The sequence below is a fragment of the Streptococcus massiliensis DSM 18628 genome (genome assembly GCF_000380065.1).
Taxonomy (GTDB): Bacteria; Bacillota; Bacilli; order Lactobacillales; family Streptococcaceae; genus Streptococcus; species Streptococcus massiliensis.
This window is the reverse complement of the sequence record NZ_KB904420.1, coordinates 1-25227: the sequence shown is the minus strand read 5'-3', so window position 1 is coordinate 25227 and position 25227 is coordinate 1. Positions and strand designations below refer to the sequence as shown.

31 protein-coding genes are annotated in these 25227 nt (G+C 41.1%); 23 read left to right on the top strand and 8 right to left on the bottom strand.

Annotated elements, in window-relative coordinates:
* Positions 1–10 precede the first annotated feature (10 nt).
* The 3 genes from A3I3_RS0108480 to A3I3_RS11255 are packed head-to-tail and all read right to left on the bottom strand — an operon-like array spanning position 11 to position 1862.
* Positions 11–826, bottom strand: a complete 816-nt coding sequence (locus A3I3_RS0108480; protein ID WP_018372285.1) for a TIGR03943 family putative permease subunit — start codon at positions 824–826, stop codon at positions 11–13.
* A complete protein-coding gene (locus tag A3I3_RS0108475) occupies positions 823–1728 on the bottom strand; it encodes a permease (protein WP_018372284.1) in 906 nt (301 codons plus the stop codon). The genes A3I3_RS0108480 and A3I3_RS0108475 overlap by 4 nt, the downstream gene beginning before the upstream one ends.
* 2 nt (positions 1729–1730) lie before the next feature.
* Positions 1731–1862 carry an SPJ_0845 family protein gene (locus A3I3_RS11255; protein ID WP_019231827.1) on the bottom strand — a complete coding sequence of 44 codons (132 nt, stop codon included), beginning with the start codon at positions 1860–1862 and terminating at the stop codon, positions 1731–1733.
* A 191-nt stretch (positions 1863–2053) separates the two neighbouring features.
* Here A3I3_RS11255 and A3I3_RS0108465 point away from each other — a divergent pair, with 191 nt between their 5' ends.
* The 10 genes from A3I3_RS0108465 to A3I3_RS0108420 all read left to right on the top strand — a co-directional run bounded on the left by A3I3_RS0108465 (position 2054) and on the right by A3I3_RS0108420 (position 10449).
* Entirely contained in the window at positions 2054–4180 is a 2127-nt protein-coding gene (locus tag A3I3_RS0108465) for a Tex family protein (protein WP_018372282.1), read from the top strand.
* On the top strand, positions 4167–4604 hold the full coding sequence (locus A3I3_RS0108460; RefSeq protein WP_018372281.1) for a SprT family protein: 438 nt from the start codon (positions 4167–4169) through the stop codon (positions 4602–4604). The genes A3I3_RS0108465 and A3I3_RS0108460 overlap by 14 nt, the downstream gene beginning before the upstream one ends.
* Before the next feature lie 6 nt (positions 4605–4610).
* Complete coding sequence (locus A3I3_RS0108455) at positions 4611–5846, top strand: glucosaminidase domain-containing protein (protein ID WP_018372280.1); 1236 nt, start codon at positions 4611–4613, stop codon at positions 5844–5846.
* A gap of 98 nt (positions 5847–5944) precedes the next feature.
* Positions 5945–6217 (top strand): PspC domain-containing protein, encoded by a 273-nt coding sequence (locus tag A3I3_RS0108450; RefSeq protein WP_018372279.1) that lies wholly within the window; start codon positions 5945–5947, stop codon positions 6215–6217.
* Between the two features lie 95 nt (positions 6218–6312).
* On the top strand, positions 6313–6801 hold the full coding sequence (locus A3I3_RS0108445) for an NUDIX hydrolase (protein ID WP_018372278.1): 489 nt from the start codon (positions 6313–6315) through the stop codon (positions 6799–6801).
* A gap of 43 nt (positions 6802–6844) precedes the next feature.
* The gene (gene hprK / locus A3I3_RS0108440; protein WP_018372277.1) at positions 6845–7780 is read left to right on the top strand and encodes an HPr(Ser) kinase/phosphatase; all 936 of its coding nucleotides are present in this window, start codon (positions 6845–6847) and stop codon (positions 7778–7780) included.
* Positions 7773–8555 carry a prolipoprotein diacylglyceryl transferase gene (lgt, locus tag A3I3_RS0108435; protein WP_018372276.1) on the top strand — a complete coding sequence of 261 codons (783 nt, stop codon included), beginning with the start codon at positions 7773–7775 and terminating at the stop codon, positions 8553–8555. The genes hprK and lgt overlap by 8 nt, the downstream gene beginning before the upstream one ends.
* Before the next feature lie 9 nt (positions 8556–8564).
* Entirely contained in the window at positions 8565–8981 is a 417-nt protein-coding gene (locus A3I3_RS0108430) for a DUF948 domain-containing protein (protein ID WP_018372275.1), read from the top strand.
* A gap of 15 nt (positions 8982–8996) precedes the next feature.
* A complete protein-coding gene (locus A3I3_RS0108425; protein WP_018372274.1) occupies positions 8997–9464 on the top strand; it encodes a YtxH domain-containing protein in 468 nt (155 codons plus the stop codon).
* A gap of 202 nt (positions 9465–9666) precedes the next feature.
* On the top strand, positions 9667–10449 hold the full coding sequence (locus tag A3I3_RS0108420; RefSeq protein ID WP_018372273.1) for a C39 family peptidase: 783 nt from the start codon (positions 9667–9669) through the stop codon (positions 10447–10449).
* Positions 10450–10471: 22 nt separating this feature from the next.
* On the opposite strand, the gene A3I3_RS0108415 is transcribed toward A3I3_RS0108420, so the two are convergent.
* Positions 10472–10789 (bottom strand): DUF3270 family protein, encoded by a 318-nt coding sequence (locus tag A3I3_RS0108415; protein ID WP_018372272.1) that lies wholly within the window; start codon positions 10787–10789, stop codon positions 10472–10474.
* Between the two features lie 158 nt (positions 10790–10947).
* Between A3I3_RS0108415 and A3I3_RS0108410 the strand changes: the two genes are divergently transcribed.
* From A3I3_RS0108410 to A3I3_RS10650, 3 genes are all read left to right on the top strand, one after another.
* The gene (locus tag A3I3_RS0108410; RefSeq protein ID WP_018372271.1) at positions 10948–11877 is read left to right on the top strand and encodes a peptidase U32 family protein; all 930 of its coding nucleotides are present in this window, start codon (positions 10948–10950) and stop codon (positions 11875–11877) included.
* A 216-nt stretch (positions 11878–12093) separates the two neighbouring features.
* Positions 12094–13380: a peptidase U32 family protein gene (locus A3I3_RS0108405; protein WP_018372270.1), complete on the top strand. Its 1287-nt coding sequence runs from the start codon at positions 12094–12096 to the stop codon at positions 13378–13380.
* Between the two features lie 27 nt (positions 13381–13407).
* Positions 13408–13722: a CHY zinc finger protein gene (locus A3I3_RS10650; protein WP_081600726.1), complete on the top strand. Its 315-nt coding sequence runs from the start codon at positions 13408–13410 to the stop codon at positions 13720–13722.
* Positions 13723–13741: 19 nt separating this feature from the next.
* Here the strand turns inward: A3I3_RS10650 and A3I3_RS0108400 are convergent, their stop codons facing one another.
* Positions 13742–14056, bottom strand: coding sequence for a hypothetical protein (locus A3I3_RS0108400; protein ID WP_018372269.1), 315 nt, complete (start codon positions 14054–14056; stop codon positions 13742–13744).
* Between the two features lie 97 nt (positions 14057–14153).
* Between A3I3_RS0108400 and A3I3_RS0108395 the strand changes: the two genes are divergently transcribed.
* Positions 14154–14369 carry a YdbC family protein gene (locus A3I3_RS0108395; RefSeq protein ID WP_018372268.1) on the top strand — a complete coding sequence of 72 codons (216 nt, stop codon included), beginning with the start codon at positions 14154–14156 and terminating at the stop codon, positions 14367–14369.
* A gap of 426 nt (positions 14370–14795) precedes the next feature.
* On the opposite strand, the gene gorA is transcribed toward A3I3_RS0108395, so the two are convergent.
* Positions 14796–16145: a glutathione-disulfide reductase gene (gorA, locus tag A3I3_RS0108385; protein ID WP_018372266.1), complete on the bottom strand. Its 1350-nt coding sequence runs from the start codon at positions 16143–16145 to the stop codon at positions 14796–14798.
* A 264-nt stretch (positions 16146–16409) separates the two neighbouring features.
* Here gorA and A3I3_RS0108380 point away from each other — a divergent pair, with 264 nt between their 5' ends.
* From A3I3_RS0108380 to A3I3_RS0108370, 3 genes are read left to right on the top strand one after another with little or no spacing between them, the layout of a single operon-like run.
* On the top strand, positions 16410–17558 hold the full coding sequence (locus A3I3_RS0108380; RefSeq protein ID WP_018372265.1) for an efflux RND transporter periplasmic adaptor subunit: 1149 nt from the start codon (positions 16410–16412) through the stop codon (positions 17556–17558).
* Positions 17542–18234, top strand: coding sequence for an ABC transporter ATP-binding protein (locus A3I3_RS0108375; RefSeq protein ID WP_018372264.1), 693 nt, complete (start codon positions 17542–17544; stop codon positions 18232–18234). The genes A3I3_RS0108380 and A3I3_RS0108375 overlap by 17 nt, the downstream gene beginning before the upstream one ends.
* 2 nt (positions 18235–18236) lie before the next feature.
* Positions 18237–19505, top strand: a complete 1269-nt coding sequence (locus A3I3_RS0108370; protein ID WP_018372263.1) for an ABC transporter permease — start codon at positions 18237–18239, stop codon at positions 19503–19505.
* Positions 19506–19695: 190 nt separating this feature from the next.
* Here the strand turns inward: A3I3_RS0108370 and A3I3_RS0108365 are convergent, their stop codons facing one another.
* Positions 19696–20145, bottom strand: a complete 450-nt coding sequence (locus A3I3_RS0108365) for a DUF6556 family protein (RefSeq protein ID WP_018372262.1) — start codon at positions 20143–20145, stop codon at positions 19696–19698.
* Positions 20146–20329: 184 nt separating this feature from the next.
* Here A3I3_RS0108365 and yycF point away from each other — a divergent pair, with 184 nt between their 5' ends.
* From yycF to A3I3_RS0108335, 6 genes are all read left to right on the top strand, one after another.
* Positions 20330–21031, top strand: coding sequence for a response regulator YycF (gene yycF, locus A3I3_RS0108360; RefSeq protein WP_018372261.1), 702 nt, complete (start codon positions 20330–20332; stop codon positions 21029–21031).
* On the top strand, positions 21024–22379 hold the full coding sequence (gene vicK, locus A3I3_RS0108355; RefSeq protein ID WP_018372260.1) for a cell wall metabolism sensor histidine kinase VicK: 1356 nt from the start codon (positions 21024–21026) through the stop codon (positions 22377–22379). Before yycF ends, vicK begins: the two co-directional genes overlap by 8 nt.
* A gap of 1 nt (position 22380) precedes the next feature.
* Positions 22381–23184 (top strand): MBL fold metallo-hydrolase, encoded by an 804-nt coding sequence (locus A3I3_RS0108350; RefSeq protein WP_018372259.1) that lies wholly within the window; start codon positions 22381–22383, stop codon positions 23182–23184.
* 55 nt (positions 23185–23239) lie between these two features.
* A complete protein-coding gene (locus A3I3_RS0108345) occupies positions 23240–23596 on the top strand; it encodes a YbaN family protein (protein ID WP_018372258.1) in 357 nt (118 codons plus the stop codon).
* A gap of 74 nt (positions 23597–23670) precedes the next feature.
* Positions 23671–23886, top strand: a complete 216-nt coding sequence (locus A3I3_RS0108340) for a YozE family protein (protein ID WP_019231828.1) — start codon at positions 23671–23673, stop codon at positions 23884–23886.
* 69 nt (positions 23887–23955) lie between these two features.
* Entirely contained in the window at positions 23956–24933 is a 978-nt protein-coding gene (locus tag A3I3_RS0108335; protein ID WP_018372256.1) for a PhoH family protein, read from the top strand.
* A gap of 54 nt (positions 24934–24987) precedes the next feature.
* Here the strand turns inward: A3I3_RS0108335 and A3I3_RS0108330 are convergent.
* Positions 24988–25227: IS3 family transposase (locus A3I3_RS0108330; RefSeq protein ID WP_018371054.1), on the bottom strand; the 240-nt coding region annotated here is incomplete at its 5' end.

Sequence of the window (25227 nt, the reverse complement as noted above, 5' to 3'; positions counted from 1 at the left end):
GGAGTTTTGGCTAGAATACTCGGTAGACATAAGGGTTATCTGGTTTGTCAACTTTTTCAAAACTTTCCACTTCTAGTGTTGGTAAACTTTGCCCTAATTGTTTGTGATAGTGAATGGCAATTTTGCCTTTGGCATGAATCCAAGTGTTATCATCATAATGCTGGGTATTGCCAGTAATTAGCATACCGTAGACCCCTGAGTCGGCGATACAGTGAATGATGCCAAAACGAAAGAGAAACTGTTGATTACTGTCGCTCGGGTCGTTGTAGACGAAACCGGTAAATTCGAGCGTTTTCCCAGTGAACTCATCTGGATAATCATAGAGAACTTCCATGACCTCCATATAATTTTCTGTGGTGACTGTAATGTGATCTTTTTTTAAGTATTTGTTAGCGGTAGCCCTCATTTCTTTGTCATAAGCATTTTTTGTGAAATATGCTGAGGTATCAGGCTTCAAGTATTGGCTGGTTGTTCCTTCGTCAGCCTGAATGTCTTTAGAGGTTCCTGCCGCAAGTGGGAAGTGAAAGCCCTTGGCTGATACTGTTTCGGAATTCAAGGAAACAGTCGGGAAAAGTAGTCCAATAGCTAAAGGAACAGCCAACAGCGCCTTAGATGCGAATTGTGCCCATTTTCCATGTAGATGACTGTGCGTTTTTAGCTGTTTCATCCAGATAATGAGTTGTACAATTGCTAGGATAAAGGACAAAATCATGGAAATATAGGCCAGATAAGAGTAGTGAAGATTGATATACTGATTAAGTTTTCCAGATAACTGTAGATACATAGTCAGCTCAAAATAGCCTGCTAAGATTAAAAATCGAATCATACCACGACCCCCATAAGTAGTGAATAAAGGAAGACAGTGAGAACGACTAATCCTACAAATTGACCGATAAAGCGAGTCTTAAAATAGGATTTCATCATCATTAGATTTTTCACATCGAGCATAGGACCAATCACCAGAAAAGCGAGAACCGGTGCAAAGCCAAAACTTGTCAAGAGTGAACTGCCAACGAAAGCATCTGCCTCGCTACAAAGAGAAAGTAGGAAAGACAAAAGCATGAGCAGCAAAATAGCAAGGGCAGGTGTCGCGCTGATGGAGGTTAAAATCCTAGTTGGAACGTAGACCTGAACGAGGCTAGCAAAAAGGGAGCCAAAGACTAAATAACGCCCCATATCGAAAAATTCGTCAATAGCCTGTACGAAGACCTGAAAAACTTTTTTTCCGACTGATAGGTGAGTAAAATCATGTTCATGAGCAATTTTACGCTCCATTTTTTGAATATTCGGCGAAGTTATAAAACCTAGAAAAATCCCCAAAACCAAGGCCACAATAAAAGCTCCTAGAGCCCGTAGGAGAGCAAATTTCCAAGAATTTCCAAAAGCTGAGTAAGTAGCATAAAGGACAATTGGGTTGATAATCGGAGCGGTCACCAAAAAAGGGACAGCCGTGTAGCTAGGCACTTTTTTCTCCAAAAAGCGATTGATAATAGGAACGATCCCGCATTCGCAAGAGGGGAAAATAAAACCGACAAAAGTACCAAAAAAGATACGCAGCCATTTATTTTTAGGTAAGTAACGATAGACTTTTTCCGGCGTAATATAAACCTCGATAATCCCTGAAATAATGCTCCCAAGTAGAACAAAGGGCAGCGCTTCAATAATGATGGAAAGAAAAATGGCTCCAGCCTGCAAAACACTGGTCGGCAAAGAAGAAAAGAAGCTCATGCTTATTTAGCCTGTGCTTTCTTTGGATCTTTTTTCTTATCATCTGGAAACTCTACTTGCTCCAGATCAGGGAGTTTAGCAAATTCTTCAAACATTTTGTCTAAATCATCTGTTTTAGTAAATTTTACAGCCATGGTGGCACCTCGCATTTTCTGTTTTTCTAATATTATACACTCAAATGTTGGAGATAGCAAAAGTTAGACAATGAATGTTTGAGAAGGTTGATGAAGAAATTATGGTCAAAAATATGATAATAAATTAAGTTACATTTCAGTAAATACTTTGATTATGGAAACTTATCCGAATTTTTGATATAATAATAGTCATGGAGAATAAAATAAAAATTGCAAATCAGTTATCAATTACTGAACATCAGATTGCTAAAGTATTAGAGTTGACAGCAGAGGGCAACACCATTCCCTTCATCGCTCGCTACCGCAAGGAAATGACGGGAAATCTAGACGAGGTCGAAATCAAAGCCATTATTGATTTGGATAAGTCCTTGACCAATCTAGCAGAGCGCAAAGCGACCGTTTTAGCCAAGATTGAAGAGCAGGGCAGGCTGACTGACCAGCTGCGCGCTGAAATTGAAGCGGCTGAAAAGCTAGCAGATGTGGAGGAACTTTATCTTCCCTACAAGGAAAAACGACGGACCAAGGCGACCATTGCGCGAGAAAATGGGCTTTTCCCTTTGGCGCGCCTTATTCTGCAAGACGCTCCAAATTTGCAAGCAGAAGCTGAAAAATTAACCAATGAGACCTTTCCAACTGCTGACGCTGCCCTGTCAGGAGCTGTCGATATCTTGGTTGAGGCGATTTCAGAAGATGTCAAGCTGCGCTCTTGGACCTATCACGAGCTCTTGACCAATTCCAGCATTATTTCTAAGCTCAAGGACGAGACCTTGGATGACAAGCAGGTCTTTCAGATTTACTATGATTTTTCAGAAAAGGTAGCGAGCATGCAGGGCTACCGTACCTTGGCACTCAATCGCGGTGAAAAACTAGGAATTTTAAAGGTCACCTTTGAGCACAATTTAGAGAGAATTTTACGCTTTTTTGCCGTAAGATTTAAGGTGAAAAATGAATATATAGATGAAGCCATTCAGCAGGCAGTCAAAAAGAAGATTTTGCCAGCTATGGAGCGACGCATTCGGACGGAGTTGACCGAAGCCGCAGAAGACGGTGCTATCCAGCTTTTTTCTGACAATTTGCGCAACCTACTCTTGATTGCTCCCTTGAAAGGGCGCGTGGTACTGGGATTTGACCCAGCTTTTCGGACAGGAGCTAAGCTTGCCGTTGTTGATGCGACGGGAAAAATGCTGACGACGCAAGTCATCTATCCAGTGGCGCCAGCCAAGCCCGCACAAATTGAAACTGCTAAAAAAGACTTGTCTGACCTTTTGGGTCAATACGGTGTGGAAATCATTGCTATCGGAAATGGAACGGCCAGTCGAGAAAGCGAAGCCTTTGTAGCAGAAGTTTTGAAGGAGCACCCACAAGTCAGCTATGTCATCGTCAATGAAAGCGGAGCATCAGTCTATTCAGCGAGCGAATTAGCGCGGCAAGAGTTCCCGGAATTGACGGTAGAGAAGCGCTCAGCGATTTCGATTGCCAGACGCTTGCAGGATCCTTTGGCAGAGTTAGTCAAAATCGACCCCAAATCAATCGGTGTCGGTCAGTACCAGCACGATGTCAGCCAGAAGAAACTGACCGAAAGCCTGGACTTCGTGGTTGATACCGTGGTCAACCAAGTCGGTGTCAATATCAACACAGCAAGCGCTGCTCTCTTGGCTCATGTGGCAGGGCTCAACAAAACCATTTCTGAAAACATCGTCAAATACCGCGAGACGCAGGGCGTGATTAAGTCGCGCGAGGAAATCAAGCAGGTTCCGCGCTTGGGTGCCAAAGCCTTTGAGCAGGCGGCGGGTTTCCTGCGCATTCCAGAAAGCGACAATCTGCTGGACAACACAGGCGTGCATCCAGAGAGTTATCCAGCGGTTGCTCAGCTTTTTAAGCATCTAGGCATTGTAGAGCTCGATCAGGCGGGGCAAGACAAGCTCAAGACTGTTCAAATCAAGGAATTGGCACGAGAGTTGGAGCTGGGGCTAGAGACGCTCAAGGACATCATTGCAGACCTGCTCAAACCTGGTCGCGATTTGCGTGATTCTTTTGAAGCTCCTGTTTTGCGGCAAGATGTGCTGGATATTAAAGATTTGGAAATCGGGCAGAAACTCGAAGGGGTTGTCCGCAATGTCGTTGATTTCGGGGCCTTTGTTGACATCGGTATCCATGAGGACGGTTTGATTCATATCTCAAAATTGAGTAAAAATTATGTCAAACATCCGAGTCAAGTCTTATCAGTCGGTGATTTGGTGACTGTCTGGGTGGACAAGCTAGATATGGAGCGAGAAAAGGTCAACCTTTCTCTGGTCGCGCCAAATGGATCTAACTAGCTATGTTCAGCAGGTTTCGCGGGAGGATTTTGGCAAAGAATTTCGTCATCAAGCCGCATGGAATAAGCGTTTGAAAACGACCGGTGGGCGCTTTTTTCCCAAGGACAGACATCTGGATTTCAATCCGAAAATCTATGAGCACTTTGGCTTAGAGACCTTTCGGAAAATCGTTCGTCACGAACTCTGCCATTATCATCTTTATGATGAGCAAAAGGGTTATCGCCACCGCGACAAGGATTTTAAAGACTTGCTGAAGCAGGTGGACGGGCTTCGCTACGCTCCTAGCCACACGCCTGTCAGAAAATCCTTGATTTACCAGTGCAAAAAATGTAAAACAAATTATTATCGGCAACGGCGAATTGACACAAAAAAATATCGCTGTGGGAAGTGTCGAGGAATACTAGAAAGAATAAAGGAAAAATAAAAAAGTATGAAAAAATGGATTTATATGGGCTTATTTGCAACATTGGTTTTAGGACAATTAGCAGTCTTAGCAGACGAAGTACCAAAATCCACTACAAACTCAGAACCTGAAACATCTTCAACCTCTTCTCAAACAAGTAAAGATTCAAGTACAACTAGCTCATCTAGCAGTTCTTCAGGAAGTACAAGCAGCTCAAGTTCTTCTATCAGTAGTTCCTCAGAGAAGAAATCTGATGAAGATAAAGATAAAGGAAAACCTAAGGAAGAAGAATCAAAAGCCGAAAAAGAAAAGCAAGCAGGTATTGAGAAGAAAGAAAATGATGACAAAGAACCTGATTTCACGGTTTCTGTCAATTATACAACTCAGGAATTTATTAAAAAGATCGGCGAAGATGCACGAACCCTAGGTCAGGAAAATGATATTTACGCCTCTGTCATGATTGCTCAAGCGATTTTAGAGTCTGGTAGTGGAAATTCGGGTCTAGCGCAGCCGCCTCACCATAACCTGTTTGGAATCAAAGGCGCATATCAAGGTTCTAGTGTAACCATGTCTACACAAGAGGATGATGGTACAGGTAAATTTCACACAATTAAGGATGCTTTTCGCTCCTATCCTGACTATCGTGCGTCACTTAAAGACTATGTAGACTTGATTCGGACAGCAACTTATCAAGCAGTTTGGAAGAAGAATGCTCCTAATTATAAAGCGGCAACAAAAGCGCTGACAGGACTTTACGCGACTGACAAGAATTATAATAAAAAGTTGGACGCTCTAATTGAAGCTTATGATTTGACTAAGTACGATCAGCCTACGGATAAGACTTTACTAGAACGCTATCCTGACGGTGATTATCCTGACTATGATGGCAAAGATTATCCTGGTGCTGAAAATTACACAGACACAAGTGCTCGCTACGCTTTTAATCGAATGAGCCAGCTAGGTGGTAAGTTGGAAACAAACTTTGCAGAACCAAAAAATTGGTCATCGTCTGCAAGCCAACAAGGCTATGAAGTCAAAAAGGAAGTTAAGGTTGGTACGGTTGTCTCTCTTCAGCCGGGTCAGGAAAAGGCCGGAAGTCAAGGACAAGTAGCAGTAGTTGAAAAAGTCTTTCCAAGTGGTGCCGTTCTAATCTCTGAGTATGGAAAATTTTCTCCGCGTTTGGTCTCTTTTCGAGTGATTGATGCTAAAAGTGCGCAGCAGTTAGAATACATTACTCCTAAATCACAACATATTACAGATTAATATTTTTATAATTTTGATTAAAATCGGCCTAAGGGCTGATTTTTTTTTATGAAAATTTGCTAAAATAAAACTAGAAACATAAAACGGGAGGAAGAGACATGCAAACGAAATTTTACAAATTAAAACGAGGAAAAATGGTAGATGGAGTCTTGGCTGGTTTATCTGACAAATATGGCTTTGATGTTAGTCTGGTTCGCTTTCTCTTTGTCCTTTTCACAATTTTTAATTTTGGAATAGGTATTGTCATCTACATTGCCTTATCTGTAATTTTACCTTACAAAGAAGATGTTGATCGAGAGAAATATGGTACTGGTCCTCGTAAACGAAAGGACGCTGAGCAGATTGATGACAAGGACGGTTGGTTCTGGTAAAAGCAAACATACCGTCGAGAATATAAATCTGAGATCAACATCTCAGGTTTTTTGCTTATAAAGTTTTTGTTATTAAAACTAATAAAGGAGAAAATATGGAAATTTGGGATGCTTATGACATCAATCGAAAACAGTGCTCCAATCGTTTGCAAAGGGGGCAGACTATTCCGCAGGGGCAGTTTCATCTCTGCGTCAATGTTTTGGTGCGGCATGCAGACGGCGAATTTCTTTTTATGCGACGCAGCAAGGAAAAAGAGCTCTATCCACTCTACTACGAATGCGGTGCGGGTGGAAGCGTTTTGCAAGGAGAAAGTAGTCAGGCAGCAGCCTACCGCGAGCTCAAGGAAGAGACGGGACTTGTGCCCGAAGAGCTGACCTTGATTGCCAAAGAAACTTCTGTCAAAGATCAGTGTCATTTTGATTATTATCTGGCGCAAGTTTCTGGTGACAAGGAGAATATTTGCTACCAAAAAGGCGAAACAGATTTTCATCTCTGGCTGGTTCTACAGGATTTACCCGCTTTCATGGAAAAAAATCTCTTATTTTCTGACCAAAAACGACTGTTAAAGTCTCTTTTAGACTAAAAATTTGCTATAATAGAAGCATAAAATCATAAGGGGGCTTTTTATGCCAGTACGAGTGAAAGACCTCATGAATAAGATTTGTTTAGAAGTGATTCATGGAGATGAGGAACTCTTTAATAAGGAAATTACTACATCTGATATTTCCCGACCGGGACTTGAGATGACGGGCTATTTTGACTATTACTCGCCCGAGCGTATTCAGTTGATTGGGATGAAAGAGTGGTCTTATCTCCAGCATATGACTTCGCACAACCGCTATCAAGTGATGAAAAAGATGTTTCAGCTAGAGACACCTGCTGTCATTGTTGCACGCAATCTTGAAGTTCCAGAGGAGATGATTCAGGCGGCGCGTGAAAAACGAATTGTCATTCTACAGGGGAAAGCGCCAACTAGTCGTCTATCTGGTGAAATTTCCAGCTATCTAGATTCACGATTGGCAGAACGAACCAGTGTTCATGGTGTACTCATGGATATTTATGGTATGGGAGTGCTGATCCAAGGTGATAGTGGGATTGGTAAAAGTGAGACAGGGCTTGAACTTGTCAAGCGAGGACATCGGATTGTGGCAGATGATCGTGTAGATATTTATGCCAAGGACGAGATGACTCTGTGGGGAGAGCCGGCTGAAATTCTTCGCCATCTTTTAGAAATTCGTGGTGTGGGAATTATTGATGTCATGAGTCTTTACGGCGCGAGCGCGGTGAAGGATTCTTCCCAAGTGCAGTTAGCGGTTTATCTTGAAAATTATGATGTGAGCAAGACTTTTGACCGTTTGGGTAATAGTGCCGAAGAATTTGAGGTTTCTGGTGTCCGTATTCCGCGGATTCGCATTCCAGTTAAGACAGGACGAAATATTTCTGTGGTTATCGAAGCAGCAGCTATGAACTACCGTTCAAAAGAAATGGGCTTTGATGCTACTAAGACTTTTGAAGAACGCCTGACCAAGTTGATTAGTGAAAATGAGGTGAGCCATGATTGATCCAGTTGCTATTCAATTAGGGCCATTCAGTATTCGTTGGTATGCGATCTGTATTGTGACAGGTCTGGTATTAGCAGTTTATCTGTCAATGAAAGAAGCACCTAGACGGAAAATGAAATCAGACGACGTTTTAGATTTTATTTTGATTGCCTTTCCTCTGGCAATTCTCGGAGCGCGGTTTTATTATGTTATCTTTCAGTGGTCTTACTACGCAAAACACCCAGCTGAGATTTTTGCCATTTGGAATGGTGGAATTGCTATTTACGGAGGATTGTTAACAGGTGCATTGGTCTTGTGGCTCTTTGCTCGTAAGCGTTTTATTGAGCCACTTGACTTCCTAGATATTGCAGCACCTAGTGTCATGATTGCCCAATCTATCGGTCGCTGGGGGAATTTTATCAACCAAGAGGCTTATGGCGCAGCAGTCAAAAGTCTAAACTATCTACCATCTTTTATCCGCAAACAAATGTATATCGATGGAAGTTATCGTCAGCCGACTTTTCTCTATGAATCTTCGTGGAATTTGCTTGGTTTTGTTCTTATTTTGTTCCTCCGTCGAAGACCAAATTTTCTGAAACGAGGAGATGTGACAGGCTTTTACTTAATTTGGTATGGTTTTGGTCGCATGATTATTGAAGGAATGCGGACAGACAGCCTTATGTTTGTGGGCTTGCGTGTTTCTCAGTGGTTGTCTGGTCTTCTAATTCTTGGAGGAATTGCATTAATTACTTATCAACACCGTAAACCTAAGGTTCCATATTATCTTGAAAAATAGGAGTAAAATATGTTAGAAATTGCATACACAGTTGTCGCTTTAGCACTTATCATTTTAATCATTTATACTGTATTGCTCGTCAAAAAGTTGGGTAATGTAGTTGATGAAACCCAACAGACAATTCAGGTTCTGACTACAGATGTCAACGTAACCCTCTACCAAACCAATGAGCTCCTAGCTAAGGTGAATGTTTTGGCAGATGATATCAATGGTAAGGTAGCGACGATTGACCCTCTCTTTGAAGCGGTTGCTGACCTGTCTGAAACCGTGTCTGACCTCAATACTTCAGCACGTCATCTTGGATCAAAAGCAACTTCAGCGGGTAACAATGTAAAAGCGGGTCTTGTCCTTGGTCTCATTGGGAAATTGTTTAAGAACAATCAAAAGGACAAAGAAGTAAAAGTCACTAAAAAAACGAAAAAATAGAAAGTAGGTTTTCACATGGGAAAATTTTCATCCATTTTACTCGGCGGGCTTTCAGGAGCGGCCGCAGCCATTTTTCTAACCACTCCCAAGGGGAAAGAATTGACAAAAAAAGCAGTCAATTTCTTTAATGATATCAAAGAGAATCCCGAAGATTTTCGAGATAATGTTGTCCAATCTGCCAGTGATTTTTCTAAGCAAGCAACAGATACTTTTACAAGTGTAAAAGAAAAAGTTCAGTCAGGTGAACTTACAGCAGAATCTGTAGTAGATGCAGTGAAAGATAGAGCTCAGGAAGCGGTCAATTTTTCACAAGATAAATTTTCAGAAATCAAAGAAAAAATTAACAAAGAGAACCTGACAACAGCAGACCTCTTTAACCAAGTTAAAGAGAAGGTCAATGAGTTTAGCACAGACGAGCCTAGTGAGGAAATCATTGTAGACTTGGATGAGGAAAAAGAAGCAGCAGAAACAGAAAATGAATAAAAGAGGAATCGAACCATTGTCGGTTCCTTTTTATGTGACAAACTGTGCTTGCTTTCTCCATAAACTTCAATAGTCAGAAGGACTGTCGGAGCTGTCCCGCTCCCTTATTTTAAGTTGTAAAAAATAGAGAAAAAGGTTATTATTAGGTCGGAGAGAATTGTCCTTTAATTTTACAGAATATAAGAAATGGAGGAGAATGATAATGGTCAAGAAAATAAGTTTATTGGCTGGGATTTTAATCATTCTATTTTTATTTGCTTGTGGTCATAAGACATCAAAGCCTAGTCAATCAAGTCAAACTTCTTCATCTAGTACAACTTCACAGTCTAGTTCTTCTAAAACGGGAAATCAAAGTAGCTCGCAGTCACAAGCGAGTTCATCCACCGAGAGCAGACCTTCGTCAGAAACTGCTAGTCCAGCCCCAAGCTTAGTCCATCGCTTGGAAGTTCCTATGCAAGTGCAAAGACGTTGGAACACTTGTGCTCCCACAGCGGTTAGTATGATTTTGGCAAGCAGAGGTTTGACAGTTGATCAGGATACTTTAGCCACCCTTATGGAAACGGATGAGAATTTCGGAACTCATAATGTAAATGCAATCCGTGTACTTAATCAGCAACTCTTTGGTTACGAGAATCCAACAGGAAGTCAGGCAGGTTATCGTTTAGCGACTGTGACTTCAAGTGATCCAAACTCAGAAGACATGCGTCTTTTTAAGTACCGTCTCAAGCGTGATATTGATGATGGCTACCCACTTTACTATACTGTCAACAATGCTGTTCTTTATCCGGGAGTGACAAAGGGGGAACATAATGTCGTTGGAACAGGTTATCAACTCAGTTCTGATGGACAAGATATTACCGCATTATACTACATAGATCCATCCCCAAAAGTACAAGATCCAGTTTACGCTGGACTCAAGAAAGTATCTCCTGAAGAACTTTTAGCAGCGATGGTAGCCTGCGAAGAGCCCCATTATGCTTGGTGAGAATATAAAAAATACGAACGACCTATTTGTCGTCCGTATTTTTTTCTTTTGTCATAATCAAACGATAGGCCTGAATAGTTGCCAAACTGGCGATCACTGCTAGCCCGACCGAAAAGAAAGTCTGCATTTTTAGCGAAAGAAAGACGAAGCTAAAAACAATTGTTAAAATACAAAATACTGCAATATTTAAAAAGAAGAGCAACTCGCTAAGCCTAGGAGCAGTTTCTGCTTCAGGTAAATAATCTTGATAAAGTGGGGCCTGATTTTCTAAATTTTCTTGTGTTTGTTCTTGATATAGATAATCTTCTTGATCAAAAGATTGGTACTTTCTTACTGCCATTTTTCTCTCCTACTAGTGTCAATGTCTCTATCGTTCTGTATGATACTATCATATCATTTTTTGAGGCTCCAAATATTACAAAAAGGTTACAATAACAGATTCTTTTCTTTTTATTAAAAAATATTTACATTTTTTTGAAGTTTGTTATAATAAAAATTATGGAAAAAATAATTATTACAGCCACCGCAGAAAGTATCAGACAAGTGTCAGACTTACTTGCTGTTGGTGTCAATCGAATTTACGTTGGAGACAAAAAATATGGTCTTCGTTTACCTCATACATTTGAGTGGGAAGAGTTAAAAACTATTGCAGATATGGTACATGAAGCTGGTGGAAGTTTGACAGTTGCAGTCAATGCGCTCATGCACCAAGATATGATGGATAATTTAAAACCCTACTTGGATTTCTTAGAAGAAATTGGAACAGATTATATTACGATCGGTGATGCTGGTGTTTTTTACGTAGTTAAACGTGAAGGCTATTCTTTTAAAACAATCTATGATGCTTCAACGATGGTGACAAGTAGTCGTCAGATTAATTTTTGGCACCAGAAGGCAGGAGCAGCAGAGGCTGTTTTAGCGCGAGAAATTCCAGCAGCTGAGTTATTTAAAATGTCAGAAAATCTTGAAATTCCGGCAGAAGTTTTAGTTTATGGAGCCAGTGTTATTCATCATTCCAAGCGTCCGCTGTTGCAGAACTACTATAATTTTACAAAGATTGATGATGAAAAAACACGTGAACGCGACCTTTTCTTGGCAGAACCAAGCGACCCACAGAGTCATTATTCTATTTTTGAAGATAATCACGGGACTCATATCTTTGCAAATAATGACTTGGATTTGATGAGTAAGCTGGATGAACTTGTTAAATATCATTTTACCCATTGGAAATTAGATGGTATTTATTGTCCGGGTGAAAATTTTGTGACAATTGTCAAGTTGTTTATTCAAGCACGTGAAGCGATTGAAACAGGAACTTGGACAGCTGACCAAGCTTATCTTCTTGACGAAGAATTACGCAAATATCATCCGAAAAATAGATTTTTGGATACAGGTTTTTACGACTTTGATCCAGATTTGGTCAAGTAAGAAAAAATTTATCAAGTACTCTGTTACTAGTAGTCAGTTTACACCTGTGTCAAGATTGTGTTGGTAAAAATTAAAGATTGAGTCATTTCTCAATCTTTTTTATTGAGTAGATCAGTTTTTCACGAGATTAAAATCTTGATTTTAAAAGCTTTTTCCGTTAAAATGGGAACTGCTTTAATTGATATTTTTATACTGTAAATGAGAAAGAGTGAAAATATGACAAAAAAATTAAAACGTCCTGAGGTTTTGGCACCTGCTGGAACTTTGGAGAAATTGAAAGTTGCTATTGACTACGGGGCTGATGCTGTCTTTGTTGGTGGTCAGCAGTATGGTTTGCGCAGCCGTGCAGGAAATTTCAGCATGGAAGACATGCGAGAGGGTATCAACTATGCCCATGACCGTGGGGCTAAGGTCTATGTGGCGGCTAATATGGTTACCCACGAGGGAAATGAAGCAGGATCGGGTGCTTGGTTTCGTGAATTGCGTGATATGGGCTTGGACGCGGTTATTGTTTCGGATCCAGCTTTGATTACCACCTGTGCGACTGAGGCGCCGGGACTGGATATTCATCTTTCTACCCAAGCCAGCGCGACCAATTATGAAACCTTGGAATTTTGGAAGGATTTGGGCTTGACGCGAGTTGTGCTTGCTCGCGAAGTATCCATGGCAGAGTTGGCGGAAATCCGCAAACGAACTGATGTGGAGATTGAAGCTTTCGTTCACGGTGCCATGTGTATTTCCTACTCAGGACGCTGTACTTTGTCCAATCACATGAGTTTACGGGACGCCAATCGTGGTGGTTGTTCCCAGTCTTGTCGCTGGAAATACGATTTGTTTGATATGCCTTTTGGGCAAGAGCGGCGCAGTCTCAAGGGTGAAATTCCTGAAGAATTTTCCATGTCGGCAGTTGATATGTCGATGATTGACCATATTCCTGATATGATTGAAAATGGGGTCGATAGCCTGAAAATCGAAGGGCGGATGAAGTCCATTCATTATGTGTCTACCGTGTCGAATTGCTACAAGGCGGCGGTCGATGCTTATCTGGAAAGCCCAGCCAAGTTTGAAGCCATTAAGCAGGACTTGGTGGACGAGCTGTGGAAGGTGGCGCAGAGAGAGCTAGCGACTGGCTTTTACTATGGCACGCCAACAGAAAACGAACAACTCTTTGGTGCTCGTCGCAAAATTCCAGAATACAAATTTGTCGCAGAAGTGGTTGCCTACGACCCTGAAGCGCAGCTTGCTACCATTCGCCAGCGCAATGTCATTAACGAGGGCGACCAAGTGGAGTTTTACGGTCCCGGTTTCCGCCATTTTGATACCTACATCAGGGAGTTGACAGATGCTTTAGGAAATAAAATTGACCGTGCAGCTAAGCCAATGGAGCTCTTAACAATTAAAATGGAGCGGCCAGTCAAATCAGGTGATATGGTAAGAGCTCGTAAAGAGGGCTTAATTAATTTGTACAAGGAAGACGGTACCAGCGTAACTGTCCGAGCCTAAAAATCAATTAATTAGTCAAGGTGACAAATGATCAAAGTTTATGGAGTGAATTTAGATAAAGAAACGCGCTGTCAACACTATCATACAGACTTGGATATAGTAGCGCTTAAATGTTTTACTTGTCAAAAATATTATGCCTGCTACCAATGTCATGATTTTCTAAACGAACATTCCTTTACAGCTTACCCAAAAAGTCTGACAAGTGACAAGGTTGTCCTTTGTGGTGTTTGCCAATCAGAATTGACACTTGCTCAATACGAATCAGCAACACACTGTCCATTCTGTGGTCGTGCCTTTAATCCTCGTTGTCAGTTACATAAGGATATTTATTTCAGAGATTAAAAAAGCTAGGAATATTTTCCTAACTTTTTTTAGTTTGTGCTTCACGAATAGTATTTGGGACTAGGCGAATTCGCTTAATATCCGGAACTCGGATGATGACAGTCATATTTTTTTGAAAGTTTTTCACAATGAGTTGTTCTCGTTCTTGATCGTATTTAACAATATCACCAGTAAAACTTTTATCTTGAAAAATAACATGGACACCTGACTTTTTTTGCAAAGCGAGTTGGATCATCGATACAATGGGAGAGAATTTAACAGGCTCTCCTCCTTGCTTACGATTTGTTACAAATTCGCTGGTTCGCTCAACCAGCATTTTTAAAAACTTTTTCATGGCTAAAATCTCCACAACTTGTTACAATATATTATACCCTATTTCTTTAAAATTCGTAAAATTTTACGAATTTATAGGTAGAAAGGAGAAAAGAAATATGGCAGAATTTACTTTTGAAATTGAAGAACACCTTTTAGTGCTTTCTGAAAACGATAAAGGTTGGACAAAGGAACTCAATCGCGTTAGTTTTAATGGTGCACCAGCCAAATATGACATTCGGGCTTGGAGTCCTGATCACACTAAAATGGGCAAGGGAATTACTCTAACCAATGAAGAATTTGAAGTGATGATCAAGGCTTTTCAAAATCAATAATAGGGCAGTAAGCTGCTCTATTTTTTCTTTCGTTTGCTTGTTTTTCTGCGCAGGAAAAGATAGGCAAAGGCTAAAAGTCCAAAGATATTGAAAATTAAGAGAAAGATAGTTGTAAAAAAGATCTTTGCTTTTTTCATAATGAACTCCTATTCAAGAAATAGATGTGCATTTATCATATCAAAAAAATAAAAACTTGCAAAGTGAAAATGTGGTTATAGCTTAAACTTATACTTCTCTAAAAGAAATAGGATTAGCTATAAATCTTGAGTTGATCCTGTATTCCTGTTATAATCAAAGACAGACTTTCGTGAAATTGTTGCAGATGTCTGGGGCGAATAATTAATCTTACAAAAATGTAAGATTTAAGGTACAAAATGAAAGAGAAAGTTATGGAAGGACTTTCTCTTTTTCCTTATAATAAACTTGTTAACGCATGGTGACGAACTCTTCAGACCCAGTCGGGTGGATAGCAACAGTAGCGTCAAAATCAGCCTTAGTGGCTCCCATCTTGATGGCAACAGCAAAACCTTGGATCATCTCGTCTACACCATAGCCAATGGCGTGAAGACCGACGACTTTTTCGTCAGTTCCAGCGACAACGAGTTTCATCTTAGTTAGCTCGCGCTGGCTGGTTACCGCAGAATACATGGAAGCAAAACTGGAAGTGTAGACCTTGATTTGTTCATCGCCGTATTTGGTGCGTGCCTGTTCTTCGATCAGACCAACTGTTCCGATAGCTGGGTGGCTAAAGACGACGGTAGGGATATTCTCATAATCCATCTTGGCTTCACTTTGGCCATTGAACAGTCGTTCGGCTAAGAGTCGGCCTGCCTTGATAGCGACTGGTGTCAACTCTTTTTGGCCAGTCACATCACCAATGGCATAAATACCAGAACTGGTGGTGTTTTGAAATTCGTCAACTTTGATAAATCCCTTGTCCGTTAGTTCAACACCAGCGGCTTTGAGGTTAAGTCCGTCAATGTTTGGTTTGCGTCCAATCGCCCAAATCACGTGTTCAGCTTGGTGGGAGGTTCCATCTTCAAAATGGATTTCTAAAAGTCCGTTAGCCTGTTTTTCAACTTTGCTTGGAATTTTATGTGTGTGAAGAGTGAGGTTAGACTTTTCGATTTCTTCTAGCAAACCATCAATAATATAGCTATCGAAGTTACGCAAAGGTCGATCGCGACGCACGAAAAGATCGGTCTTAACACCAAGGCTATTGAGCACGCCGGCTAGCTCTACAGCGATATAGCCAGCGCCGACAATGGCGACAGACTGCGGTAGTGCCTCCCAAGCGAATACGTCATCAGAAGTCTCACCAAGTTCTCTACCAGGGATATCAGGGATAGCAGCTTTAGCACCTGTGGCAATGACGATGTGCTTGGCACGAATCTGTTCGCCATTGACTTCAACAGTTTGCTTGTCAATAAAGCGAGCACGTCCTTGGATTTGCTCAATACCGTTACGCTCAAAACTCCCGTTATAGGAAGAACGAGCTCGAACGATGTAAGACTCACGATTTTTGCGAAGGGTTGAAAAATCAAAATTTGATTTTTCAGAACTAAAACCATAGTCTGGCCCAAACTTATGAATTGCTTCAGCGACTTGGGCGCCGTACCACATGATTTTTTTAGGGACACATCCTACATTGACACAGGTTCCGCCGAGTTTCTTTTCTTCAATCACGGCAGGTTTAGCTCCACGCTCGCCCGCACGATTCATGGTGGCAATTCCGCCGCTTCCGCCACCAATAGCGATAATATCAAATTCTTTCATAGATACTCCTTATAATAAATGATAACTCATTTTATCGTTTTTGATAGAGGAAAGCAAAAATCTGCTACGGAGGGAAAATTTATAGAAAATTCTTGACAAATATTCTGTATTTTTGTATTATTTATATAGTACAAATGAGTTTTATTTAGCTAAAATTTACCATTCATGGCAAAATCCTGACCATTCAGGCTTAACTGCATAAAACAATATAAATTTTGGTATAATAATTGTGAGAAAAAGATTTTCATCAGGAGGAGAATAAAGATGAAAAAGTTAAAAAAATGGCAATGGATCAGTATGATTGCTGGTGCTGTTGTAGTTGTTGTGGGAGGAGGCTATCTTCTCTTTGGCGGTGGAAATTCATCGTCCAGCCAAACTGAGACTAGTTTAGAAACAGTAACCCCTAAGGAAGGCTCTGTAGCTTCTTCTGTCCTTTTGTCTGGAAATGTTGTCTCAAGTGGTGAACAATTTGTTTATTATGATGCAACCAAGGGAACTTTGGATAGCGTGCTTGTCAATGTTGGAGACCAAGTAACAGTTGGTCAGACCTTGGTTCAGTATAGCAGCCGTGATGCACAGGATGCATATGATAAAGCTAGTCGTGCACTTAATAAGATTGATCGCCAAATTTATAATCTTAAAACCTACGGCACAACAGTTGATCTGACTGGTGATGAAGAGACGGACAATAAAAATATTGCCTCAACTCAACGGACAGTTGACGAACAATTACGCGAATTACAAGATAATCGAGCGGATGCAGAGGCGGAAGTCAATAAAGCCCAAGCAGTTCTTAATGAAACTGCAGTGACAGCGACTACAGCCGGTACAGTTGTGGAAGTGAACCGTGATGTTTCTAAATCAACGACAGGTTCTAACCAGACCTTGGTACATGTTGTTAGCAATGGGAACCTGCAAATTAAAGGAGAATTATCAGAGTATAATCTAGCAAATCTATCAGTTGGGCAAGAGGTGACGATTGGCTCGAAAGTTTATCCAGATAAAAAATGGACTGGTAAAATTAGCTATATTTCTAACTATCCAAAAGATTCTCAAAGCTCAGCAGCAGGCACAGGGGCAAGTGCAGATAGCGGAGTCAAATATCCGTTTACGGTTGATTTTACGAGCGAGATTGGTGATTTAAAGCAAGGCTTTAAGGTTAATATGGAAGTCAAAAATAATAGCAAGAGTTTGCTGGTGCCCGTTAGCAGTATCGTTGCAGACGGAGAAAAGAGTTATGTCTGGGTTGATGATAAGGGTAAGGCCAAAAAAATCGAAGTAACATTAGGAAATGCGGATGCTGAAAATCAGGAAGTTAAAACTGGTTTGACTAAAGACGCTAAAGTTATCACTAACCCAACCACTGACATGAAAGAAGGTCAGGAGGTGAAAGCTGATGCAGCCACTCATTAAAATTGAAAAAATCAATAAAACCTACCGTAATGGCGATCAAGAACTAAGAGTTTTGAAAGATGTCAGTCTTGAGGTGACCAAGGGTGAATTTGTTGCTATTATGGGACCTTCTGGATCTGGTAAATCTACTCTTATGAACATTATTGGCATGCTGGATCGCCCAAGCAGTGGGCACTATTATTTAGAAGGAAAAGATGTAGCTGCTATTTCCGCAAAGAAATTAGCCAAGGTTCGTAATGATCAAATCGGATTTGTCTTTCAGCAGTTTTTTCTCTTGTCAAAATTAAATGCTCTGCAAAATGTTGAATTGCCTTTGATTTATGCAGGAGTTTCTCAGTCAAAGCGCAAGAAACTCTCTGAGCAATTTTTGAAAAAAGTAGAATTAGATGAGCGGATGCACCACCTGCCATCCGAGCTTTCAGGAGGTCAGAAACAACGGGTTGCGATTGCGCGCGCATTGGTCAATGATCCATCGCTAATTTTAGCAGATGAACCAACAGGGGCTTTGGATACCAAAACAGGTGTGCAGATCATGGAGCTTTTGACAGAACTTAACCGTGAAGGAAAAACAATTATCATGGTTACCCATGAGCCCGAAATTGCTGAATATGCCAAACGGAAAATCGTTATCCGTGACGGAGTTATCACCGAAGACAGTGGTAAGGGAGGAAATTAAGTATGGAGAATATTAAATTTGCCCTTAGCTCTATCTGGGGACACAAGATGCGCTCTCTTTTAACCATGTTAGGGATTATCATCGGTGTGGCGTCTGTTGTTATCATTACGGCTTTAGGTGAGGGAATGAAAGATGGTCAAGCCAAATCTCTATCAAAATCCCAGCAGAATTCTCAGATTTTCTTTTCACCACGGAGAAGTAACTATCTTCAAGAATTTGGAAGTGCGAGAAATTCGGATGATTCGGAGGAATCTGAAGAAGACTTGGCTTCTATTACCCAACCTGTCATTCAGGAAAGCTGGATTAAAGAAGTCGCTAAAATTAATGGAATTGACGGCTACTATGTGACGAATAATGCCGTGGCTACCTTTAGTTCGCAAAATAAGGAAGCCAAAAATATCAGTATCACTGGCGTCAATTCAACATTTTTTAAGGTGAAAAAGTATAATATCCTGGCTGGACGTTCCTTGACAAGCAATGATTATCGAGGTTTTTCCAGAGTAGTCATGCTGGACGATGTTTTGGCTCAGAGATTATATGGAAGCGAAAAGGAATCCCTGAACAAGTTGGTTTCTATAGACGGTAATTCTTATCGTGTTATTGGAGTTTATACAGATCCGGATGCTCAGGCTTCTCTGACTGTTGTAAAAAATGGTGGTGGAGAAGCGGTTATGGCTAATACACAAGTAGCAGCAGAATTTGGCACAGATGAGATCAGTCAAGTTGTTGTCCACATACCAGATCCATCTCGCATCCGCGAAGTAGGTGTTGCCGCAGCTAAAGAGTTGACAAAAATCTCTGGAGTAACTCGTGGGGAGTTTCAAGTTTTAAATGCGGATAGTTTATTAAAAGAGATCAATCAACTGCTTTCTGTTATGACGGCGGTTATTGGGACGATCGCAGGGATCGCCCTCTTAGTCGGTGGTATCGGAGTGATGAACATCATGCTGGTATCCGTAACCGAACGAACGCGGGAGATTGGATTGCGTAAGGCGCTTGGTGCAACTCGTGGAAATATCCTATTACAATTTCTTGTAGAATCTATGATTTTGACAGTAATTGGAGGTTTAATTGGTCTGGGACTAGCCTATGGTGTGACAACTTTAATTGGTATGTTTGCTTCTGATTTCTTTGGTGGAGCACCAATTATCTCACTGGGTGCAGTCGTCATCAGTGTCCTTTTTTCTGCCGCTATCGGAATTATCTTTGGTCTTCTCCCAGCCAACAAGGCGTCGAAACTTGATCCGATTGAGGCTCTACGTTATGAATAAAATTTAAGAGAAAAGAATCCATGTTGCAAAATCATTCTTCATTTATGAAAGTGATTAGCAAAGAGAATGTTGGAAGATAATTCAGTCAAAAATAAAAGCGAATAGATCTTATTGGAATGTGCCAATTAAAATCTGTTCGCTTTTTTCTTGTCTCCTTAATAAACCAGTTATTTCAGTAGGATATTTTGCGTTACTGTGAGCTGGATGAGCTAGTAGTGTTATCATCAGTTGTCGTTTGGCTGCTGGCGGCTGTACTTGAGCTAGCCTGACTAGTAGCATTTGTGTTAGAGCTGGTATCAGTAGCGCCTGATGAGCTGGTATTTGTCTGACTGCTTGTTTCTGTTTGATCAGCTGTCTGACTTTTCGTGTTATCTCCACTTTTTTCCACTTCGCGAATAATAGTTGTAGTACTCGTGCTTGGGGTTTTAGGAGTTTCTGTTTTATTTTTATTAAGCAGACTCATGATTGTAATACAAGAAATGATGATCCCCAGCAGACTACCAATTGTCGCAACGGTTTTTTGAAAGGCAGAAAAGCCTTTTTTTATATGTTGAGTGGCTGACTTGGGTGAGTCAGTGGGCTGCCTATCAGCAGTAGTCCCGGCAGTTTTCTTTTTATTTGAACGTGAATAGTTTTCCATAGAAATTGAAAATCTCCTTTCAACATTCTATATTATACATTTTTTCTTTAAATTTTGCTTAAAATAATCTTAAGTTTTGATTGAAAAAAGCGAAATATTGTTATCTTCGGTAATGTATTTGAAAAGTGAAAAAGTCAAAGAATTCTGCTATAATAGAAATATTAAATAAAGGTAATGTAGAAATATGAAAAAAATTCTAGTTGTTGATGATGAGAAACCAATCTCAGACATTATTAAGTTTAATATGGTTAAAGAAGGTTACGAGGTTGTTACGGCTTTTGATGGTCGTGAGGCTTTGGAGCAATTTGAAGCAGAAAAGCCAGATATTTTGATTCTGGATTTGATGTTGCCGGAGCTAGATGGACTTGAAGTAGCACGGACAATTCGCAAGACCTCAAATGTGCCAATTATTGTGTTGTCTGCTAAGGATAGCGAGTTCGACAAGGTTATTGGACTGGAAATTGGTGCAGATGATTATGTAACTAAGCCCTTTTCAAATCGTGAATTGCAAGCGCGTGTTAAGGCACTTTTGCGTCGTTCTGAATTGAGCGCAGATGCGAATGAGGAAAATAAAGGCCCCGCAGAATTGGCAATCGGTGATTTGCGGATTTTACCAGACGCTTTCGTTGTGAAAAAACATGGTGAAGAATTGGATTTAACTCATCGCGAATTTGAGCTTTTGCACCATTTAGCGGTTCATATAGGACAAGTTATGACACGAGAACATTTGCTGGAAACCGTTTGGGGTTATGACTATTTTGGCGATGTGCGAACAGTCGATGTGACTGTTCGGCGTTTGCGGGAAAAGATTGAGGATGTACCGAGCCGCCCAGAGTATATTTTGACTCGTCGTGGCGTTGGTTACTATATGAGAAACAATGATTGAAACCATTCGACAGTATATTTTATCGCGTGATTTTATTTTCGCCCTTTTAATTTTAGGTTTTATCTTAGTTGTGACCCTGCTTTTTTTGGAAAATCGACGGGATAACAAACAACTGCGCCAACTGAACCAAAAGATTAACGATCTGATTGCAGGAGATTATTCTGAAGTTTTGGATATGCAGTCGGGACCTGAGATTACTGACATGACCAATTCAATCAATGACTTGTCTGAGGTCATTCGTTTAACTCATGAAAATTTGGAGCAAGAAACCAAGCGTTTGACTAGTATCTTGTCCTATATGACAGATGGAGTGCTTGCGACCAATCGTCGTGGGCAGATTATCATGATTAATGATATGGCTACCAAGCAGCTGGGGGTCAAAGAAGCAGACGTGCGCAATACTAGCATTTTAGATTTGCTAGGGATTGAGGAAGAGTATGACTTGCGGACATTGTTGACGAAGGTGCCTGAACTGACTATTGATTCGCGGGATGAAAATGGTGAATATATTAGTCTGCGGGTTCGCTTTGCCCTCATACGGCGAGAAAGTGGCTTTATATCAGGGCTGGTGGCTGTCTTACATGATACGACTGAGCAAGACAAGGAAGAACGGGAACGTCGTCTCTTTGTTTCTAATGTTAGTCATGAATTGCGAACACCATTGACAAGTGTCAAGTCTTATTTAGAGGCGCTAGATGAAGGAGCGGTTTCGGAGCCTGTTGCGCCGGACTTCGTCAGGGTTTCACTCAATGAAACCAATCGGATGATGCGGATGGTTTCAGATTTATTGAGCTTGTCACGAATTGATAATGAGACCAGTCATTTGGATGTAGAGTGGACAAATTTTACAGCTTTTATCACCTTTATCCTCAACCGTTTTGACAAGATTAAGCAGCAGGATGATGAGAAAAAATATGAGCTAGTGCGAAATTATCCGATTACACCAGTTTGGGTAGAAATTGACACGGATAAAATCACTCAAGTACTTGATAATATCTTAAATAATGCGATCAAATATTCGCCTGATGGTGGAACAATCACAGTATCTATGCGTACCACGGAAAGTCAGTTGATTATTTCCATTTCTGATGAAGGTTTGGGAATTCCAAAGCAAGATTTGCCTAAGATTTTTGACCGCTTTTATCGGGTGGATAAAGCCCGTAGCCGTGCTCAGGGAGGAACCGGTCTGGGGCTAGCCATTGCCAAGGAAATTATCAAGCAGCACCACGGCTTTATTTGGGCAAAGAGTATTTATGGTGAGGGGTCAACCTTTACTATTGTTTTACCGTATGATAAAGATGCTGTACGAGATGACGACTGGGATAATGAAAATGAATTAGAAAGTTGAAATGAGCGAAAAAGGATTTCAGTATAGTATTTTGGCCTCTGGTTCAAGTGGAAATTGTTTTTATTTGGAAACCGACCAGAGACGTATTTTGGTAGATGCGGGGCTTTCAGGCAAAAAGATTACGAGTCTTTTGGCAGAAATAGACCGCAAGCCAGAGGATTTAGATGCGATTTTAGTGACCCATGAACACAAGGATCACATTCATGGTGTGGGCGTTTTGGCACGAAGGTATAACTTGGATATTTATGCTAATGGGCAAACTTGGCAAGCCATGGAGTCCCAGTTGGGCAAGATTGATGTGGCACAGAAGCACATTTTTCAAATGGGCAAGACCAAGACCTTTGGTGATTTGGATATTGAGAGCTTTGGGGTCAGTCATGATGCTGCCGCACCGCAATTTTACCGCTTTATGAAGGATGATAAGAGCTTTGTCATGCTGACCGATACGGGCTATGTGAGTGACCGAATGGCAGGCGTTATCGAAAACGCAGATGGTTATCTGATTGAGAGCAATCATGATATTGAGATTTTGCGCAGCGGTGCCTATCCTTGGAGCCTCAAGCAGCGGATTTTGTCCGACCAGGGACACTTGTCCAATGAAGACGGGGCTGAAACCATGATTCGTACGCTGGGCAATCGCACCAAGAAGATTTATCTGGGGCACCTTAGTAAGGAAAATAATATCAAGGAGCTGGCTCACATGACCATGGTCAACCAGCTGGCACAAGCGGATTTGGCGGTGGGGCACGACTTTCAGGTTTACGATACGTCTCCAGATACGGCAACTCCTCTGACGAAGATTTAGAAATTTTAAAAGAAGAAAGAGGAGTAGCGGCTCCCTTCTTTTAGTGGGAGAGAAAATGAGATTGGTGTATTTTGTTATAGGTTTTGCTTCTCTAGGATTGGGCGTTATTGGAGTCTTTTTACCGCTTTTGCCAACAACTCCCTTTTTGCTATTGTCTATTGCCTGTTTTTCACGTAGTTCTGAGCGTTTTGAGAATTGGCTTCGCCATACGAGACTTTATGAGACTTATGTTGCCGACTTTCGTGAGACAGGTAGTATTGCACGTGAGCGGAAGAAAAAGGTTATCGTGTCCATTTATATTCTGATGGGAATTTCGATTTTACTTGTTCCTGTTATTTGGGTTAAATTGGCTTTGTTAGCTCTGACAATTTTTATTACTTACTATCTTTTCAAGGTTATACCTGATAAATAAAGGTAGAATAATTACTGAAAAAGTGAGAGCTCTAGTCTTCACATCAATGAAAATATAAAGGACTTTAACAAAATATGAGAAAATCATTTTATACTTGGCTCATGACCGAGCGTAATCCTAAGAGCCAGGCGCCCAAGGCGATTTTGGCAGATCTGGCTTTTCATGAGCCGACTTTTCCCAAGCACACGGATAACTTTGACGAGGTCAGCCGCTTTTTGGAAGAACATGCCAGCTTCTCCTTTAATCTCGGTGATTTTGATCAGATTTGGGAGGAATATGAAGGGCATTAAACAAATGCGAGATTTCTAAAAAGTACAAATTTTGTTATAATAGAAAAAAAGATATTCGAGGAGAATTTTTTGCAAGAACATTCAATAGAAATTACTTTGCATCATCCGGATGATGCCTTTCATTTGTTCGGCTCAAATGAGCGGCACTTGCGCTTGTTGGAGCAGGAGCTAGATGTGGTCATTCATGCGCGGACAGAAGTGGTGCAGGTCTTGGGCACTGAAGAAAATTGTGAGCAGGCGCGGCAGGTGATTGAGGCGCTTTTGGTCTTGGTCAATCGCGGCATGACTGTTGGTACGCCCGATGTGGTGACAGCGATTAGCATGGTAAAAAATGATGAAATGGATAAATTCGTGGCTCTTTATGAGGAGGAAATTATCAAGGACAGCTATGGCAAGCCCATTCGGGTCAAAACTTTGGGACAAAAGGTCTATGTCGATAGTGTCCAGCACCATGATATTGTCTTTGGGATTGGTCCGGCAGGGACTGGGAAGACTTTTTTGGCTGTGACCCTAGCGGTAACAGCGCTCAAGCGCGGTCAGGTCAAGCGGATTATCTTGACCCGTCCTGCGGTCGAAGCTGGCGAAAGTCTGGGCTTTCTGCCGGGTGATTTGAAGGAAAAAGTGGACCCTTACCTGCGCCCTGTCTACGATGCCCTCTATCAAGTTTTGGGCAAGGAGCAAACCAGCCGCATGATGGAGCGCGAGATTATCGAGATTGCGCCCTTGGCTTATATGCGTGGTCGAACCTTGGACGATGCTTTTGTCATTTTGGATGAGGCGCAAAATACGACCATTATGCAGATGAAAATGTTTCTGACGCGGCTGGGCTTCAATTCTAAGATGATTGTCAATGGGGATATTAGCCAGATTGACCTACCACGTAATGTCAAGTCAGGCTTGATTGATGCTCAGGAAAAATTAGGGAAAATCCCGCAGATTGATTTTGTCCATTTTTCAGCCAAGGATGTGGTGCGCCACCCTGTTGTCGCAGAAATTATCAGAGCTTATGAGCCTAAAAAAGAAACTCTTAAGCCAGAAGAAGATTAAAAAAACTGAGCCAAAGTGTCAAGCCCCAACTAAAATAGACAGTAAAAAAGTGTATTAGTTATGAAGATATGCTTCCCGATATTGCACGGGGGTCATGCCTTTTAATTTTTCTTGCGGTCTATCCATATTATACCAGTCTATATAGTCTTTGATTTGGCGAATGAGCTGTTTCTGACTCTCTGGAGGAAATAAAGTCAAAGACTCACTTTTGAGGTGAGAGAAAAAATTTTCACAAGGAGCATTGTCATAACAATTCCCTTTCCTAGAATGTGAGATTGTCACACCATAGGAGTC

Excerpts from the sequence above, each read along its gene's own strand:
- A3I3_RS0108425 (WP_018372274.1), top strand. The coding sequence starts at position 8,997 with ATGGGAAAATTTTCATCCATTTTACTCGGCGGGCTTTCAGGAGCGGCC.
- gorA (WP_018372266.1), bottom strand. The coding sequence starts at position 16,145 with ATGAAAGAATTTGATATTATCGCTATTGGTGGCGGAAGCGGCGGAATT.
- A3I3_RS0108460 (WP_018372281.1), top strand. The coding sequence starts at position 4,167 with ATGGATCTAACTAGCTATGTTCAGCAGGTTTCGCGGGAGGATTTTGGC.
- lgt (WP_018372276.1), top strand. The coding sequence starts at position 7,773 with ATGATTGATCCAGTTGCTATTCAATTAGGGCCATTCAGTATTCGTTGG.
- A3I3_RS0108415 (WP_018372272.1), bottom strand. The coding sequence starts at position 10,789 with ATGGCAGTAAGAAAGTACCAATCTTTTGATCAAGAAGATTATCTATAT.
- A3I3_RS0108395 (WP_018372268.1), top strand. The coding sequence starts at position 14,154 with ATGGCAGAATTTACTTTTGAAATTGAAGAACACCTTTTAGTGCTTTCT.
- A3I3_RS0108475 (WP_018372284.1), bottom strand. The coding sequence starts at position 1,728 with ATGAGCTTCTTTTCTTCTTTGCCGACCAGTGTTTTGCAGGCTGGAGCC.
- A3I3_RS0108420 (WP_018372273.1), top strand. The coding sequence starts at position 9,667 with ATGGTCAAGAAAATAAGTTTATTGGCTGGGATTTTAATCATTCTATTT.
- A3I3_RS0108455 (WP_018372280.1), top strand. The coding sequence starts at position 4,611 with ATGAAAAAATGGATTTATATGGGCTTATTTGCAACATTGGTTTTAGGA.
- A3I3_RS0108430 (WP_018372275.1), top strand. The coding sequence starts at position 8,565 with ATGTTAGAAATTGCATACACAGTTGTCGCTTTAGCACTTATCATTTTA.
- A3I3_RS0108405 (WP_018372270.1), top strand. The coding sequence starts at position 12,094 with ATGACAAAAAAATTAAAACGTCCTGAGGTTTTGGCACCTGCTGGAACT.
- yycF (WP_018372261.1), top strand. The coding sequence starts at position 20,330 with ATGAAAAAAATTCTAGTTGTTGATGATGAGAAACCAATCTCAGACATT.
- A3I3_RS0108410 (WP_018372271.1), top strand. The coding sequence starts at position 10,948 with ATGGAAAAAATAATTATTACAGCCACCGCAGAAAGTATCAGACAAGTG.
- vicK (WP_018372260.1), top strand. The coding sequence starts at position 21,024 with ATGATTGAAACCATTCGACAGTATATTTTATCGCGTGATTTTATTTTC.
- A3I3_RS0108350 (WP_018372259.1), top strand. The coding sequence starts at position 22,381 with ATGAGCGAAAAAGGATTTCAGTATAGTATTTTGGCCTCTGGTTCAAGT.
- A3I3_RS0108480 (WP_018372285.1), bottom strand. The coding sequence starts at position 826 with ATGATTCGATTTTTAATCTTAGCAGGCTATTTTGAGCTGACTATGTAT.
- A3I3_RS11255 (WP_019231827.1), bottom strand. The coding sequence starts at position 1,862 with ATGGCTGTAAAATTTACTAAAACAGATGATTTAGACAAAATGTTTGAA.
- A3I3_RS10650 (WP_081600726.1), top strand. The coding sequence starts at position 13,408 with ATGATCAAAGTTTATGGAGTGAATTTAGATAAAGAAACGCGCTGTCAA.
- A3I3_RS0108345 (WP_018372258.1), top strand. The coding sequence starts at position 23,240 with ATGAGATTGGTGTATTTTGTTATAGGTTTTGCTTCTCTAGGATTGGGC.
- A3I3_RS0108445 (WP_018372278.1), top strand. The coding sequence starts at position 6,313 with ATGGAAATTTGGGATGCTTATGACATCAATCGAAAACAGTGCTCCAAT.
- hprK (WP_018372277.1), top strand. The coding sequence starts at position 6,845 with ATGCCAGTACGAGTGAAAGACCTCATGAATAAGATTTGTTTAGAAGTG.
- A3I3_RS0108450 (WP_018372279.1), top strand. The coding sequence starts at position 5,945 with ATGCAAACGAAATTTTACAAATTAAAACGAGGAAAAATGGTAGATGGA.
- A3I3_RS0108380 (WP_018372265.1), top strand. The coding sequence starts at position 16,410 with ATGAAAAAGTTAAAAAAATGGCAATGGATCAGTATGATTGCTGGTGCT.
- A3I3_RS0108465 (WP_018372282.1), top strand. The coding sequence starts at position 2,054 with ATGGAGAATAAAATAAAAATTGCAAATCAGTTATCAATTACTGAACAT.
- A3I3_RS0108340 (WP_019231828.1), top strand. The coding sequence starts at position 23,671 with ATGAGAAAATCATTTTATACTTGGCTCATGACCGAGCGTAATCCTAAG.
- A3I3_RS0108375 (WP_018372264.1), top strand. The coding sequence starts at position 17,542 with ATGCAGCCACTCATTAAAATTGAAAAAATCAATAAAACCTACCGTAAT.
- A3I3_RS0108400 (WP_018372269.1), bottom strand. The coding sequence starts at position 14,056 with ATGAAAAAGTTTTTAAAAATGCTGGTTGAGCGAACCAGCGAATTTGTA.
- A3I3_RS0108365 (WP_018372262.1), bottom strand. The coding sequence starts at position 20,145 with ATGGAAAACTATTCACGTTCAAATAAAAAGAAAACTGCCGGGACTACT.
- A3I3_RS0108370 (WP_018372263.1), top strand. The coding sequence starts at position 18,237 with ATGGAGAATATTAAATTTGCCCTTAGCTCTATCTGGGGACACAAGATG.